The 12549-nt window shown below is 65.1% G+C and carries 12 protein-coding genes; 5 read left to right on the forward strand and 7 right to left on the reverse strand.

Going from position 1 to position 12549, the window contains the following annotated elements; all coding sequences use genetic code 11:
* Window positions 1-20: 20 nt before the first annotated feature.
* Window positions 21-1919: an AsmA family protein gene (locus tag ACNJYD_RS07265; protein ID WP_212254884.1), complete on the reverse strand. Its 1899-nt coding sequence runs from the start codon at window positions 1917-1919 to the stop codon at window positions 21-23.
* Window positions 1920-2207: 288 nt separating this feature from the next.
* On the opposite strand from ACNJYD_RS07265, the gene ACNJYD_RS07270 reads away from it, so the two are divergent.
* From ACNJYD_RS07270 to ACNJYD_RS07280, 3 genes are read left to right on the forward strand one after another with little or no spacing between them, the layout of a single operon-like run.
* Window positions 2208-2915 (forward strand): CoA transferase subunit A, encoded by a 708-nt coding sequence (locus ACNJYD_RS07270; RefSeq protein WP_035998773.1) that lies wholly within the window; start codon window positions 2208-2210, stop codon window positions 2913-2915.
* 18 nt (window positions 2916-2933) lie between these two features.
* Complete coding sequence (locus tag ACNJYD_RS07275) at window positions 2934-3584, forward strand: 3-oxoacid CoA-transferase subunit B (protein ID WP_172784730.1); 651 nt, start codon at window positions 2934-2936, stop codon at window positions 3582-3584.
* Between the two features lie 20 nt (window positions 3585-3604).
* Complete coding sequence (locus ACNJYD_RS07280; RefSeq protein WP_439365767.1) at window positions 3605-4240, forward strand: GNAT family N-acetyltransferase; 636 nt, start codon at window positions 3605-3607, stop codon at window positions 4238-4240.
* A gap of 55 nt (window positions 4241-4295) precedes the next feature.
* Here ACNJYD_RS07280 and ACNJYD_RS07285 read toward each other — a convergent pair whose 3' ends face one another.
* From ACNJYD_RS07285 to ACNJYD_RS07305, 5 genes are all read right to left on the reverse strand, one after another.
* Window positions 4296-5882 (reverse strand): ABC transporter permease, encoded by a 1587-nt coding sequence (locus tag ACNJYD_RS07285; RefSeq protein WP_212254298.1) that lies wholly within the window; start codon window positions 5880-5882, stop codon window positions 4296-4298.
* 115 nt (window positions 5883-5997) lie between these two features.
* A complete protein-coding gene (locus ACNJYD_RS07290) occupies window positions 5998-7023 on the reverse strand; it encodes a Fe(3+) ABC transporter substrate-binding protein (RefSeq protein ID WP_260382158.1) in 1026 nt (341 codons plus the stop codon).
* A gap of 160 nt (window positions 7024-7183) precedes the next feature.
* Complete coding sequence (locus tag ACNJYD_RS07295) at window positions 7184-8062, reverse strand: SUMF1/EgtB/PvdO family nonheme iron enzyme (RefSeq protein ID WP_212254300.1); 879 nt, start codon at window positions 8060-8062, stop codon at window positions 7184-7186.
* Between the two features lie 57 nt (window positions 8063-8119).
* The gene (gene nirK / locus ACNJYD_RS07300; protein WP_172784726.1) at window positions 8120-9214 is read right to left on the reverse strand and encodes a copper-containing nitrite reductase; all 1095 of its coding nucleotides are present in this window, start codon (window positions 9212-9214) and stop codon (window positions 8120-8122) included.
* A gap of 306 nt (window positions 9215-9520) precedes the next feature.
* A complete protein-coding gene (locus tag ACNJYD_RS07305; protein ID WP_172784725.1) occupies window positions 9521-9721 on the reverse strand; it encodes a hypothetical protein in 201 nt (66 codons plus the stop codon).
* Between the two features lie 164 nt (window positions 9722-9885).
* On the opposite strand from ACNJYD_RS07305, the gene hemN reads away from it, so the two are divergent.
* Both hemN and ACNJYD_RS07315 read left to right on the forward strand, forming a co-directional pair.
* Window positions 9886-11238, forward strand: a complete 1353-nt coding sequence (gene hemN / locus ACNJYD_RS07310) for an oxygen-independent coproporphyrinogen III oxidase (protein WP_439365768.1) — start codon at window positions 9886-9888, stop codon at window positions 11236-11238.
* 199 nt (window positions 11239-11437) lie between these two features.
* The gene (locus ACNJYD_RS07315) at window positions 11438-11635 is read left to right on the forward strand and encodes a DUF1858 domain-containing protein (protein ID WP_172784723.1); all 198 of its coding nucleotides are present in this window, start codon (window positions 11438-11440) and stop codon (window positions 11633-11635) included.
* A gap of 107 nt (window positions 11636-11742) precedes the next feature.
* Here the strand turns inward: ACNJYD_RS07315 and ACNJYD_RS07320 are convergent, their stop codons facing one another.
* Window positions 11743-12453: a Crp/Fnr family transcriptional regulator gene (locus ACNJYD_RS07320; RefSeq protein WP_172784722.1), complete on the reverse strand. Its 711-nt coding sequence runs from the start codon at window positions 12451-12453 to the stop codon at window positions 11743-11745.
* Between the last annotated feature and the right edge of the window lie 96 nt (window positions 12454-12549).

A 12549-nucleotide genomic window follows, 5' to 3' on the forward strand; every position in this document is an offset into this window, starting at 1 on the left:
AGGCCGCGCCGGATCATGCCTCAGTTGGACTTGGCATTTTCCTTGGCGTTTTCCTTGGCATTCTCCGCCGTCGGCGATCCGTCGGGGCGCTTTCCGCCTCCCGTGATGCGCTGCTTGAGGAGATCGAGGAAGGGAGACGCTGCAGGCGACTGCCGGATCAGGCTTTCGGGATCGGGAAAGATCAGCGGGTCGTCCCAGGGGCCCTGCACCATGAAGGGCAATTGAAAGCCGGACGCCGTGTTGAGGCTCGCCACGCCCTTCATGTCGTATTCGCGCGCCGGCACCGAGGCGGTGCCGGTCAGCGTGATCTTGGCCGCCGGGCCCTCGATGCGGATGTCCTCGGCGGTGGCGATGCCGTCGGAGAATTTCACCGAGATGGTGAGGTTGTCGTACGGCGTCGAGCCGTTGCGGAAATTGCCGCCACCCGACAGCGGCCGTCGCTCCAGCCGCTTCAGCAGCTGCTCGGCATTGAAGCCCGAGATCGCGCCGTTGTGCCCGGTCACGGTGGCGCTGCCGTCGAGGGACTGCACGAGGCCGAACGGGCTCGAGCCCGAGGCGAAGAGCGAGACGTTGATGTTGCCGCGGCCGGACAGCTTGTTGAGGCCGAACAGCTCGGTGGCGCAGGCCTGCAGATCGACGTCGGTGAACTGGAATTGCGCCTTGATGTCGGCGACCGTATCGGACCGCGCGATGCCGAACGAGCCCTTTGCGATCCCGCCATAGACCTGCGCCTCGCCGACCGAGAGCGCCAGCGTGCCATTGCGCACATTGGCGCCGATCGCGGTGCGGCCGAGCTTGGTCGGCCCGACCGTCAGCTTTGCCGCCGACAGGCGCATGTCGAGGTCGGTGGTCGACAACCCGTTGAGATCGAACAGTTGCCTGTTCCAGTCGCGCGCGCCGCTCGCGAGCAGGCGGAACGTCGAGATATAAGGCGTGAAGTCGAGCGCGTCGGCGGCGAGCGTCGCCTGCAGGGTCTGCCGGCCGTTATTGGCGTAGGTCATGACGCCCTCGGCGGCATTGCCGTCGAGCTCGACATTGACATTGGTGAGCGCGATCGAGGCGCCGACGACGTTGGCGCGCGCCTTCAGCACGAAGCGGCCGAAGCCGCCGCTGCCGGGCTGCGGCTGTCCGGTCCAGCGCAGCGCGTTGCGCAAGGACGGGCTGTCCACGGTGAGCGTGCCCTCCATCATCGGGCTGGTGCGGTTGGCGACGCTGCCGTCGAAGGCGAGCTTGAGCGGCGCGCTGGCGATGCGCGCCTTCAGGCCGGAGCGGTCCCCGGAGAGGGCGGCGACGAAGTCGGAAAAGCTGATCGAGCCGTCGACGCGCTCGCCGCGCCAGTCGAACTGTCCGGTCGCGGCAAAGGAGCGCGAGATCGAAGGCCAGGCCAGCGACAGGTCGATGTCCTCGAGCTTCTCGGTGGCATGCGTGGCAACGTCCTCGTAATCGAGCACGCCGTCCTGGATCCGGATTTCGGAGAACGAGACCTGGTTCTCGGCTCCGGGCTTCATGGTGCGCGCGATGGTCTGGATGAAGGGCGTCCAGTTGCTCTCGCCGTCCGGCTGCAGGCTGACGTGGATGCGCGGCCGCAGCAGGGTCAGGTCGGCGATCTCGAAACGTTGCAGCAAGAGCGGCAGCAGCCGCAAATTCGCGGTGAGCACGTCGACCTGGAGCGCGGGAGCGCTGGTGCCGCCGCCCTTGAGGCCGACGTCGCGGAAGGAGATGTAGCTCGCCGGAAGCACCGAGATGTCGATGCTGCCGGCGACATTGAGCTCGAGCCCGGTGACGTCGCGGATCTGCGCCTCGACCGCCTTGCGCAGCGCGTCGCGGTTGATGAGCCAGGAGGTCGCGATCAGGGCGATCAGCGCGATGCCGAGCAGCGCCGCGATCGGCGTCCCGAGGCGCTTCATTCCTTGGGCCATGGTCAATGGCATGTCCTGATCGGGTTGGTCGTTGGAGCCAGAAGGGCGGGCCGCGAAAGCTTGCGTGCCGACGCCCAGATCCTATGGTGTTAAGTGCCGCAACTTGATGGGTTTTCTTGACGCTTTCAAGGCCGCTGCACGGTTATGCCCACGGCATGGGCAGCTTCTATCACCCGGGGGCGGAGCGGAGAACCCCGTATCATTGACGGCTTCGGACGATTTCGCCTAATAATCGCCGCCAATGAGGCGCGACGCCCGCCAGCCGAAGGTTCAGTCGAGGTTTTTTGCATGAACAAGGTCTATCCCGACGCCAAGTCGGCGCTGTCAGGCATTCTCAAGGACAACATGATGATCATGTCGGGCGGCTTCGGCCTCTGCGGCATCGCCGAGGAGCTGTCGGACGCGATCCGGGACTCCGGCGTCAAGGGCCTGACCGTGGTCTCCAACAATGCCGGCGTCGACGGGATCGGCCTCAGCCGCCTGCTCGAAACCCGCCAGATCAAGAAGATGATCTCGTCCTATGTCGGCGAGAACAAGCTGTTCGCCCAGCAATACCTCGCCGGCGAGCTGGAACTCGAATTCAATCCGCAGGGCACGCTGGCCGAGCGCATCCGCGCTGGTGGCGCCGGCATCCCGGCCTTCTACACCAAGACCGGCGTCGGCACCCTGATCGCCGAAGGCAAGGAAGTGAAGGAATTCGACGGCGAGAAGTACCTGATGGAGCGCGGCCTGTTCGCCGACCTCGCCATCGTGCATGCCTGGAAGGGCGACACCGCCGGCAACCTGATCTACCGCAAGACCGCGCGCAACTTTAACCCGATGATGGCGACCGCCGCGAAGATCACGGTGGCCGAGGTCGAGCACCTGGTTCCCGCCGGTGAACTCAATCCCGACCACATCCACACGCCCGGTATCTTCGTGAAGCGCATCGTCGAGGTCGGCACGGCCAAGAAGCGCATCGAATTCCGCAACACCCGCCCGCGTACCGCCGCCTAAGCGCAACAGGAGACTCACATGGCCTGGACCCGTGAACAGATGGCCGCGCGCGCAGCGAAGGAATTGCGCGACGGCTATTACGTCAATCTCGGCATCGGCATCCCGACGCTGGTCTCGAACTACATCCCCGACGGCATGGACGTCTCCTTGCAGAGCGAGAACGGCATGCTCGGCATGGGGCCGTTCCCCTATGAGGGCGAGGAAGACGCCGATCTCATCAACGCCGGCAAGCAGACCGTGAGCGAGCTGCCCTCGACCTCGTATTTCTCGAGCGCCGATTCCTTCGGCATGATCCGCGGCGGCCACATGGATCTGTCGATCCTCGGCGCCATGCAGGTGGCCCAGAACGGCGATCTCGCCAACTGGATGATCCCCGGCAAGATGGTCAAGGGCATGGGCGGCGCGATGGATCTCGTCGCCGGCGTCAAGCGCGTCGTCGTGGTGATGGAGCATTCGGCCAAGGACGGCCCGAAGCTCCTGAAGACATGCAACCTGCCGCTGACCGGCGAACGCGTGGTCGACATGGTCGTCACCGATCTCGCCGTCTTCACCATCGACAAGCATGGCACCGGTGGCATGGCGCTGATCGAGCTCGCCGACGGCGTTTCGCTCGACGAGGTCAAGGCCAAGACCGAAGCCGAATTCCGCGTCGCGCTGAAGAACACCTAAGGTCGTCGTAAGGGGCGCGCATGACGTTACGGTCCGCGCGTCCCGAAGATGCCGAATTCATCGCACAAACCATCCTGAATTCGATGCGCGGCTACCGGCCGCGCGGCTGGTTCGACGTGGCGCTCGGCTGGCCGGAAGCGGAGTGCCTCGCTTTCGTCGCGCGCGTCGCCGTCGCCCCAACGGTGTCGATGTGGCACGTTTCGCAGTTCCTGGTCGCCGAGATCGATGGCAAGCCAGTTGCTGCACTTTGCGCCGTGCCGGCGGCCGGCACCGGACCTGCGGCATGGCGCGCGCTCGAAGAGGTCGGTCTCTCAATTGGGCTCACGGCGTCAGAGCTCGACGCCATCCGCCAGCGCGGTGCCTATTCGCGAGCTTGCTGGGTCCAGGGCGGCGAGGGCGACTGGATGATCGAGCATGTCGCGACTGACCTTGCCTATCGTGGCCGCGGCTTGATGCAGGCGTTGATCGCGCATGCGCTGGACAAAGGGCGGGCAGCTGGGTTTGCCCGGGCGACGATATCGTTCCTGATCGGCAACGAGCCGGCCGAGCGCGCCTACTCGAAGGCGGGTTTTGTCTTCGCGGAAGAGAAGCGCGATCCGAATTTCGAGGCAATCATCGGCGCGCCCGGTTTTCGCATGTTCGCGCGGAAGATTTGAGCAGGCGTCGACCTAATTGGTCGAGGCGCCATGAATGTGCGGACGATGTGCCCCATCAAGCGGGGCCGCTCGGCACTTCGGAGAACCGGGTCAGCCACGCAACCGGGCCGATGCTGGCGACGATGATCAGGAGCGCCGCCAGCGCGCCGTCCTCGAAATTGCCGCGGCTGGCGTATTGGTAGATCGACGTCGACAGTGTTTCGACGTTGAGGGGCCGCAAGAGCAGCGTTGCCGGGAGCTCCTTCAGACAGTCGACGAACATGATGATGACGGCGCCCAGCATCGCGGGCCGGAGCAACGGCAGATAGATCTGCCTCAAGATGACTGCCTGGCCTGCGCCGGCCGCGCGCGCGCTCTCGTCATAGTCGCTCGGAATGCTGTCGAATCCGGCCTTGATCATGCCGACCGGCACAGCCAGAAAACGAATCGTGTAGGCGATCACGACGGCCATCCCGGAGCCGACCAGGACCAGCCCGGGAAGGGAACGTCCGGTCCAGGTCGCGACCGCGCTCAGCGCATTGTCGACCGCCAGGACCGGGGTGAGCAGGCCGAGAGCGATGACGAGACCCGGCAGCGCGTATCCGGCCTGCGCGATGCTCAGCGCGACATATCGCAGAGGATCCGGCCGCAAGCGGTGCGCGATCGTCGTAGCGAGCGCAAGCATCAGCGCCATGAGCGTCGCGAGCCCTGCAAAGGCAAACGAATGGAAGGTGTGGCGCCACAGCAGCGGGTCGAAATTTGCAAGCAGCCCGCGACCGAGAGCCTGATGCGCCAGATAGAGCAGCGGTACCACGAAGCCGATCAGCACCGGCAGCGCGCAGACCGCGAACGCGATCGACGCTCTTGCACCCGACAGCGGGGTTCGCTGCCTCACATGCGGGCTTTCGGCCGAGAACTCGGTGCTGGCGTTGCGACGGCCGTAACGCTCCATCGCGATCAGGCCGGCGACGATCGCAAGCATCAGGCATGCCAGTTGTGCCGCACCGGCAAGGCTGCCGCGGTTGAGCCAGGTGGTGAAGATCGAGACCGTCAGCGTGCGGATGCCGAGATATTCGCTGGCTCCGATGTCGTTGAGTGTTTCCAGCGCGACCAGCGCCACGCCGACCGCGAGCGCCGGCCGCGCCATTGGCAGTGAAACGCGCCAGAAAACGGTCCATCGGCCGGCGCCCAGCGTCTTAGCCGCTTCGGCGAATTCGGCAGACTGAACCTGGAACGTCGCGCGGGCCGACAGATAGACGTAAGGATAGAGCACGAGCCCGATCACGAAGATGGCGCCCGGCAGCGAGCGCAGGTTGGGCAGATGGCCGAGTGCATCGCGCAGCGGCAGCCAGATCGCCAGGGTGCGATGCACGAGGCCAAGCGGCTCGAACAGGTCGGCATAGACGTAAGCCGCAAGATAGGTCGGAATCGCCAGCGGCAGCGGCATCAGCCACAGGAGCATGCCCCGGCCGGCAAAATCGTGGCGCGATATCACCCATGCAGTGCCGGCGCCGATCAGTAATGTGACCGCGCCGACCCCGACGAGCAGAAGCGCGGTATCCAGCAGGGCGGCCGGCAGCACGTAGCTGATCAGGTCGTGCCACACATCGGGCGCCGGCTGCAGAGCCAGCGAAACGATCGAGATCACGGGCGCCGCGACCATGATCGCGGTTGCGATCGCGATTGCGGTCGCGGCGCGCCCGGCGTAGGCACGACGTCTCGAGCGAGGCCGTGCGTCCGAAGTTTCTCCCAGTGTAAGAGACGTGGGCCGCCAGAGATCAGTTGTCAAAGCCGACCTTGTCCACCAGCGAGGCCGCAGCCTTGCGGTTGGCGGCGATCTTTGCGATCGGCAACGGATCTGGGCCGAGCTTGCCGTAGCCCGCGATGGTCGCGTTGACGGCGACACCGCTCCGAACCGGATATTCGTAGTTCTGGTCGGCATACATCTGCTGCGCCTGCTCGCTCACGAGCCACTCGATCAGCTTGATGCCGTTTGCCTTGTTGGGCGCGTTCTTGGCGAGCAGCACGCCGGAGAGGTTGACGTGAGTGCCGCCGCCCTCGAAGGTCGGCAGGATGACGCGGGTCGCCTCCGCCCACGGCTTCTTCTCGGGATCGTTGTTCATCATCAGCGCCCAGTAATAGGTGTTGCCGATACCGATGTCGCATTTGCCAGCGGCGACGTCACGCGCGGCTTCGCGATCGCCGCCCGACGGCTTCTGCGCGAGGTTGGCCTTCACGCCGCGCAGCCATTCCTCGGCCTTGGCCTCGCCGTACTTGGCCGTGTAGGCCGCGAACAGCGCATTGTTATAGATGTGCTGGCCCGAGCGAATGCAGATCTTGCCCTTCCACTTGGGATCGGCGAGCTCCTCATAGGTGATCTTGTCCTGCTTGACACGATCCTTCGAGGCATAGATCACGCGCGCGCGCATGGAGATGCCGGCCCAGTGTCCGTCAGGATCGCGATACTGCGCCGGGACGACCTTGTCGACCGCCTCCGACTTGATCGGCTGGGTGACGCCGGCCTGCACGGCCTCGTCGATGCGGCCGATGTCCACCGTCAGCAGCACGTCGGCCGGACTGTTGGCCCCTTCCGCCTTCATGCGCTGCTCCAGACCGGAGCTTGCGGAGACGACGTTGACCTTGATGCCCGTGTCCTTGGTGAACGCATCGAACAGCGGCTGGATCAGCTTGGTCTCGCGGTAGGTATAGACGTTGACCTCGCCATTGGCGGCTGCCTCCGACACGAAAGACGTGGTCAGGCTCAACACCGCCGCAGACGCGGCGAGGACGCGAAGATAGATCATAAGGGCTGCTCCCAGGCGCGCGATTGAACGCCGATTGAGTAGCGCAGGCGTTGGAACAAAGTCAGCGACGCGATGTCGCGACGGCATGAGCTTAGAGCAATTCCAAAGTATCTTTTAGACTCATTCTAATACCAGAAGGTCATCGGAAACGATTGGCGCCCTACGATCTTGGCGGCCTCGTCTTGCTCGCGCGCTGCGAGACACTAGCCAGCCACGACGTTTCCTCGCGCACCAGGCGGAAGCCGAGATTGGCGGGCGGTACGCCCTGGGCGCAGCCGCCGGCGCGGGCGTCGCGGATGAAGTCGGTGACATAGGCGCGGTGCGCGCCCTCGGCGACACGCACGCCGCAATTCACGGTCGCGCGGCCGGGATTGCCTGAAACGTCGACGCGGGAGCGCACGAAGCAGGTCGAAGTCCACTCCCAGACATTGCCGGCGAGGTCTTCGACGCCGTGCTCGTTCGGGCCGAACTTGCCGAAGCGATAGGCCGTGGTGTCGGAGAGGTCGCGCTCGGATTCGCGCTCGTAGCGGCTGATCCAACGCTTCGAAGGGTCGCTTGCATCGACCGGTACACCGTCATCCCGGAATCTGGAGCCGGCGGCAAAGGCCCATTCGTCGTCGCTCGGCAGGCGGTAATGGTGGCCGGTCTTGCGCGACAGCCAGCCTGCATAGGCTTCGGCATCGTGAAAGCTCACCTGCACTGCGGGACGATCGGGCGCGACCACGACGTCGCGGTCGAGCGAACGGCAGGCGCCGTCCAGCACGCAGAGCTGATAGTCGGATGAGGCGACCTGATTTCGCATGATGCGCAGCGGCCGGTTCATCCGCATGAGGCGCAGCGGCGCTTCCGCCTGCAGTCCGTCGCGGGTGAAATCGCCGGCTTCGCGATAGGAGAAGCTGCCGGCGGCAACCTCGACCAAGGCCGGCTCACCTCCCGCATGGCGCGTCGTCATTCCAGAGACCAGAGGCGTAACGGCCAGCGGCCCCGCAAGCCCGGCCGCGCAGGCGAGTGCCAGTTTGAGCTTGAACGCGATCAGCACGGTCGATCCTCCGCAGAAGGAAAAAAGGGGCCGGTGATGACCGGCCCCTTGTCGCGTCTAGTTGGTGGCGGCCGGTATTTCCGCAGGTGCCTTCACTTGCATCATCAGATCGTCGTTCCACTTGCCTTCGACCTTGAAGTGCGCGGTGGCGCCGAGATCGGCCGCCTCGATCAGGTTATGCGTGACATAGGCGTAGATGCCGGGCTGCTGGAATTTGTACAGCGCAGCTCCCGCCGATCCGCCGCGGATGAACCAGGTCTCGAGCCCGACCTCGGGCGCGTTGCCGAACTTGCCGGTTTCCCAGACATAGTCGCCGTGGCCGCCGATCAGATGCGGGCGGCTGTCGCGATTGGCCTGCGAATGCACGATCAGCACGTTCTCGCCGACCTTGGCGGTCAGCGCGTTCTTGCCGGTGAGTGCGCCGACCTTGCCGTTGAACACGACGTGGGTCGGGATCAGCTTCTTCATCACCTCTTCGGTGTCGGTGAAGGCTTCGCCCGGCGATTCGTAGGACTTGAAATTGCCCTTCTCGTCGCGCGGCACGTACATGTCCTGCTCGCCGATATAGTAGACCTTGTCGTACTTCAGCGCGTGGCCCTTGCCGTCGTTCAGTCCCTCGCGCGGCAGCACCATCACGGCACCGTTCATGCCGGAGACGACGTGCCAGGGGATCATCGGGCCGCCCGGTGCGCAGTGATAGACGAACACGCCGGTCTTGGTCGCCTTCCAGCGCAGCACGACCTGCTCGCCGGGATTGATGAGCGTCAGCTCGCCGCCGCCGAGCGCGCCGGTCGCGGAATGGAAGTCGATGTTGTGCGGCATGGTGTTGGTCGCGGGATTGACCAGCGTCAGCTCGACATAGTCACCCTCGTGCACGACCATGAGCGGGCCCGGCATCGAGCCGTTGAACGTCATGGCCTGGAAGGTGGTGCCCTTGTCGTCGATGACGACCTTCTTCTCCTCGACCGTCATCCTGAACTCGACGATCTTGGGCCCCTGTGTCGTGGCCTGCTCGTGCGCGTGCACGAAGGGCGGAGCGACCAGCTCCACCTTCTGACGCGGCAGCTTGAGATCGCTGGCAGCGAAAGCCGGCGTCGCCAACATCAAGGCGGTCGCGGCGGCGCTGATCAATGCGGCTCTGCGGGTGAACATCGGAAGCATCCTTCATCTGAAATGGTTTTGATGACGGAGTGCAGTGTGCGCCTGTTACGGCAAGCGTGTTTGCGCTGCGACAAGCTTCCGCCGGATTCACCGCCGCAACAGGACTTGGGTTCTCGAATAGCGAATCGGCGATACCGGCTGACCGCGTCCGCAGGGGCGATGCCGATCCAGGCCGAGCGTCATCGCAACCGCATCGACGTCAGCGGCAATTCGTTTGCATGTTCAAGTTGGATGCGATCTCGCCCCGGCTCATGCGCGCGTGGGTGAGATCGCGAAGGAGGCTTGGCGGACGGCCGGTCAGAGCAGATTCACGGCGAGCCAGACCAATCCCCAGATCGCCAGCGCCAGCGCGACGAAGACGGCGATTGCGGCAGCCAGGGCGCGCACCACGCCGACCGGGGCAGGCGCGGCCGGCGCGGGCCGGAAGTCGTCGAAACGCGGGATATGGCCGCGGACGTCGAGCAGGGAGAGAATGAGTTCGAGTGCGAAAAGCCCCATGGCAAACGCTCCGGATGGCCGCGAATATCGCTCACCATGGCCGAGACGGGGCCCTCGCGCTTTGCGCGAGCGCAAAGTCGCTGCCGCGGATCCGGGTTATCTGAATTCATTCCGTGATTTGCCGCGATTGTCTTGCGCGGCGGACGTTTACGAATGGGTAACTCATGAGAGCTGATCTTGCGGCGATCTACGGCGAGGAACGCCTGCCACGCTACACCAGCTATCCGACCGCACCGCATTTCACGCCCGCGATCGGTCCGGACACCTATGCCCGCTGGCTGGCGGAGCTGCCGGTGGCCGCCAGCGCCTCGCTTTATCTGCACGTGCCGTTCTGCCGCGAGATGTGCTGGTATTGCGGCTGCCATACCCAGATCGTCCGCCGCGACGATCTCGTCGCCGGCTACCAGCGGATGCTGCGCAGCGAGATCGCGTTGACCGCCGAAGCCATCGGCCACCGCATCAAGGTCGAGCACATCCATTTCGGCGGCGGTACGCCGACGATCATGGCGCCGGACGCCTTTGCCGAACTGATGGCGACGATGCGCCAGGAATTCTTCGTGCTGCCGTCGGCCGAAATCGCGGTTGAGATCGATCCCCGCACGTTGACCGCAGACATGGTCGAGGCGATGCGGCTCTCGGGCGTCAACCGCGCAAGCCTCGGCGTGCAGAGCTTTGATCCCGTGGTGCAGCGGGCGATCAACCGCGTGCAGAGCTTCGAGCAGACGGCGTCCGTGGTCGAGATGCTCCGCGGCGCCGGAATCGAGGGCATCAATTTCGACCTGATCTACGGGCTGCCGCACCAGACAGTGGCCTCGTGCCTGGAGACGGTACGGCGCAGCCTCGCGCTCGCGCCCAGCCGCTTCTCGGTGTTCGGCTATGCTCACGTGCCACAGTTCAAGAAGCACCAGCGCATGATCAATGAGGCCGTCTTGCCCGATGGCCTTGCGCGCCACGACCAGGCCTGCGCCATCGCCAATGCGCTGAAGGAAGCCGGTTACGTGCAGATCGGGCTCGACCATTTCGCCCGGCCCGACGATGCCATGGCCGTGGCGTTCGAGCAGGGCACGCTGCGGCGCAACTTTCAGGGCTACACCACCGACCGGAGTGAAGTCCTGCTCGGCTTCGGCGCCAGCGCGATCGGGCACCTGCCGCAGGGCTATGTCCAGAACGAGGTGCAGATCGGCGCATATGCGCAGAGCATCGCGGCCGGCCGCCTCGCCACCGCGAAGGGTTATGGCCTCACCGATGACGACCGGCTGCGCGCCGACATCATCGAACGCATCATGTGCGAGTTCGGTGCCGATCTCGGCGACATCTGCGCGCGCCATGGCGCGGAGGCCGGCGCCATGCTGAAAGCGGCGTCTCGTCTGAAGCCGCTGATCTCCGACGGCGTCGTGAGGCTGGACGGCGAGCGGCTCGCCGTCGCCGGGGATTCGCGCTTCCTGGTCCGCAGCGTCGCCGCCGCGTTCGATGCGCATCTGGATCCGGGCAAGCAGCTGCACAGTCGGGCGGTGTGAGGTCTCTCCTCCCGTCATTCCGGGGCGCGCGAAGCGCGAGCCCGGAATCCATCCTTCCACGTAATCCGCTGCACAATGGATTCCGGGCTCGCGCCAAGCGGCGCGCCCCGGAATGACGGCGGAGGAACTGGCACCAGCTTGCGCTTCAACAAAGAGACTTCCGCCCGCGCCGCTATCGTCAATCGGAATGGAGTTGTCCATGCCTTTCCGATCCAACGATCTGGTCGACGACATCATGCAATCGGCGCCGCACACGATCCGCGTGTTTCTCGCCTTCAGGATGGCTTGCGTCGGCTGTCCGATCGCGACCTTCCACACGGTCGATGACGCCTGCCGCGAGCATGGCATCGACCGTGAGAAGTTCCTCGCCGCGCTGAGCGAGTGCGTGCCGGCGTGAAACGGTCAGGAATCGCGCAGGTGTGCGCTGATTCCCGGATGAGGGCGCGCTTTCGCCGTAAGCGGAAGCGCGCCTCATCCCTATCTTCAGGGAAGAGGTGTCAGTTCTCACGCCGCGCCGCTGTCGGCGCTCCGCTCCGCCAGCACCACGATCTTGTGCGGCTCGCGCAGGATGATGCGCTGGCGGCCGCTCTCGACGAGGCCCTGGCTCTCCCAGCCGCTCAGGATGCGGCTGACGGTGTGCAGCGTGGTGCCGGTCATCTGCGCGATGTCCTGGCGGCTGATCGGGAAGTCGATCTCGATGCCGTGGTCGAGCTTCTTGCCGGACTGCTTGGCGAGGCGCAGCAGCGCGTGCGCGATGCGTTGCTCGACCTGCTGCGTCGACATTTCCAGGATGCGGGTGTGACTTTCCTGCAGCCGCGTGCCGACGGTCTGCAGCGTGTTGGCGGCAAGCGCCGGAAAACGCTCGACCAGGCGTGGCCAGGCCGAATTTGGCCAGATCAGCACCACGCTGTCGTCGACCGCCATCGCCGTCGCCGGATACCGCGCGGCTCCGATCGCCATCGCGAGCCCGAACGTCTCACCGGGCGCGACATAGCGCACCACGATCTGCTCGCCCGCCGGCGTGGTCTTGGCCGCGCGGACATGGCCGTGCAGCAGCAGGAAGAAGGACTGCGCGTCCGCCCCCTGCTCGAAGATCGCGCTGTTCTTGGGATAGCGCGCCGAGCGGGCCTCACGCAGGATCTCGTCGAGAGCTTCCGGCGTCATCCCCGCAAACAGGGGTAAATGCGCAACCAGCGATGTGTCGACCTTGGCCATTCTGCCTCCTTGGCATCAGGGAGTGTGATGGCACCTGCAATCGTCAACGAGTTTGCGTTAGCGCAAAACGAGGCGGCCCGGCGGCAGTATTTTTCA

It is taken from the genome of Bradyrhizobium sp. SPXBL-02, from assembly GCF_051853065.1.
GTDB lineage: Bacteria > Pseudomonadota > Alphaproteobacteria > Rhizobiales > Xanthobacteraceae > Bradyrhizobium.

Bases quoted from the DNA above. Each gene is read 5' to 3' on its own strand.
- ACNJYD_RS07265 (WP_212254884.1), bottom strand. From the start codon at position 1,919: ATGGCCCAAGGAATGAAGCGCCTCGGGACGCCGATCGCGGCGCTGCTC.
- ACNJYD_RS07270 (WP_035998773.1), top strand. From the start codon at position 2,208: ATGAACAAGGTCTATCCCGACGCCAAGTCGGCGCTGTCAGGCATTCTC.
- ACNJYD_RS07275 (WP_172784730.1), top strand. From the start codon at position 2,934: ATGGCCTGGACCCGTGAACAGATGGCCGCGCGCGCAGCGAAGGAATTG.
- ACNJYD_RS07280 (WP_439365767.1), top strand. From the start codon at position 3,605: ATGACGTTACGGTCCGCGCGTCCCGAAGATGCCGAATTCATCGCACAA.
- ACNJYD_RS07285 (WP_212254298.1), bottom strand. From the start codon at position 5,882: ATGGTCGCGGCGCCCGTGATCTCGATCGTTTCGCTGGCTCTGCAGCCG.
- ACNJYD_RS07290 (WP_260382158.1), bottom strand. From the start codon at position 7,023: ATGATCTATCTTCGCGTCCTCGCCGCGTCTGCGGCGGTGTTGAGCCTG.
- nirK (WP_172784726.1), bottom strand. From the start codon at position 9,214: ATGTTCACCCGCAGAGCCGCATTGATCAGCGCCGCCGCGACCGCCTTG.
- ACNJYD_RS07305 (WP_172784725.1), bottom strand. From the start codon at position 9,721: ATGGGGCTTTTCGCACTCGAACTCATTCTCTCCCTGCTCGACGTCCGC.
- hemN (WP_439365768.1), top strand. From the start codon at position 9,886: ATGAGAGCTGATCTTGCGGCGATCTACGGCGAGGAACGCCTGCCACGC.
- ACNJYD_RS07315 (WP_172784723.1), top strand. From the start codon at position 11,438: ATGCCTTTCCGATCCAACGATCTGGTCGACGACATCATGCAATCGGCG.
- ACNJYD_RS07320 (WP_172784722.1), bottom strand. From the start codon at position 12,453: ATGGCCAAGGTCGACACATCGCTGGTTGCGCATTTACCCCTGTTTGCG.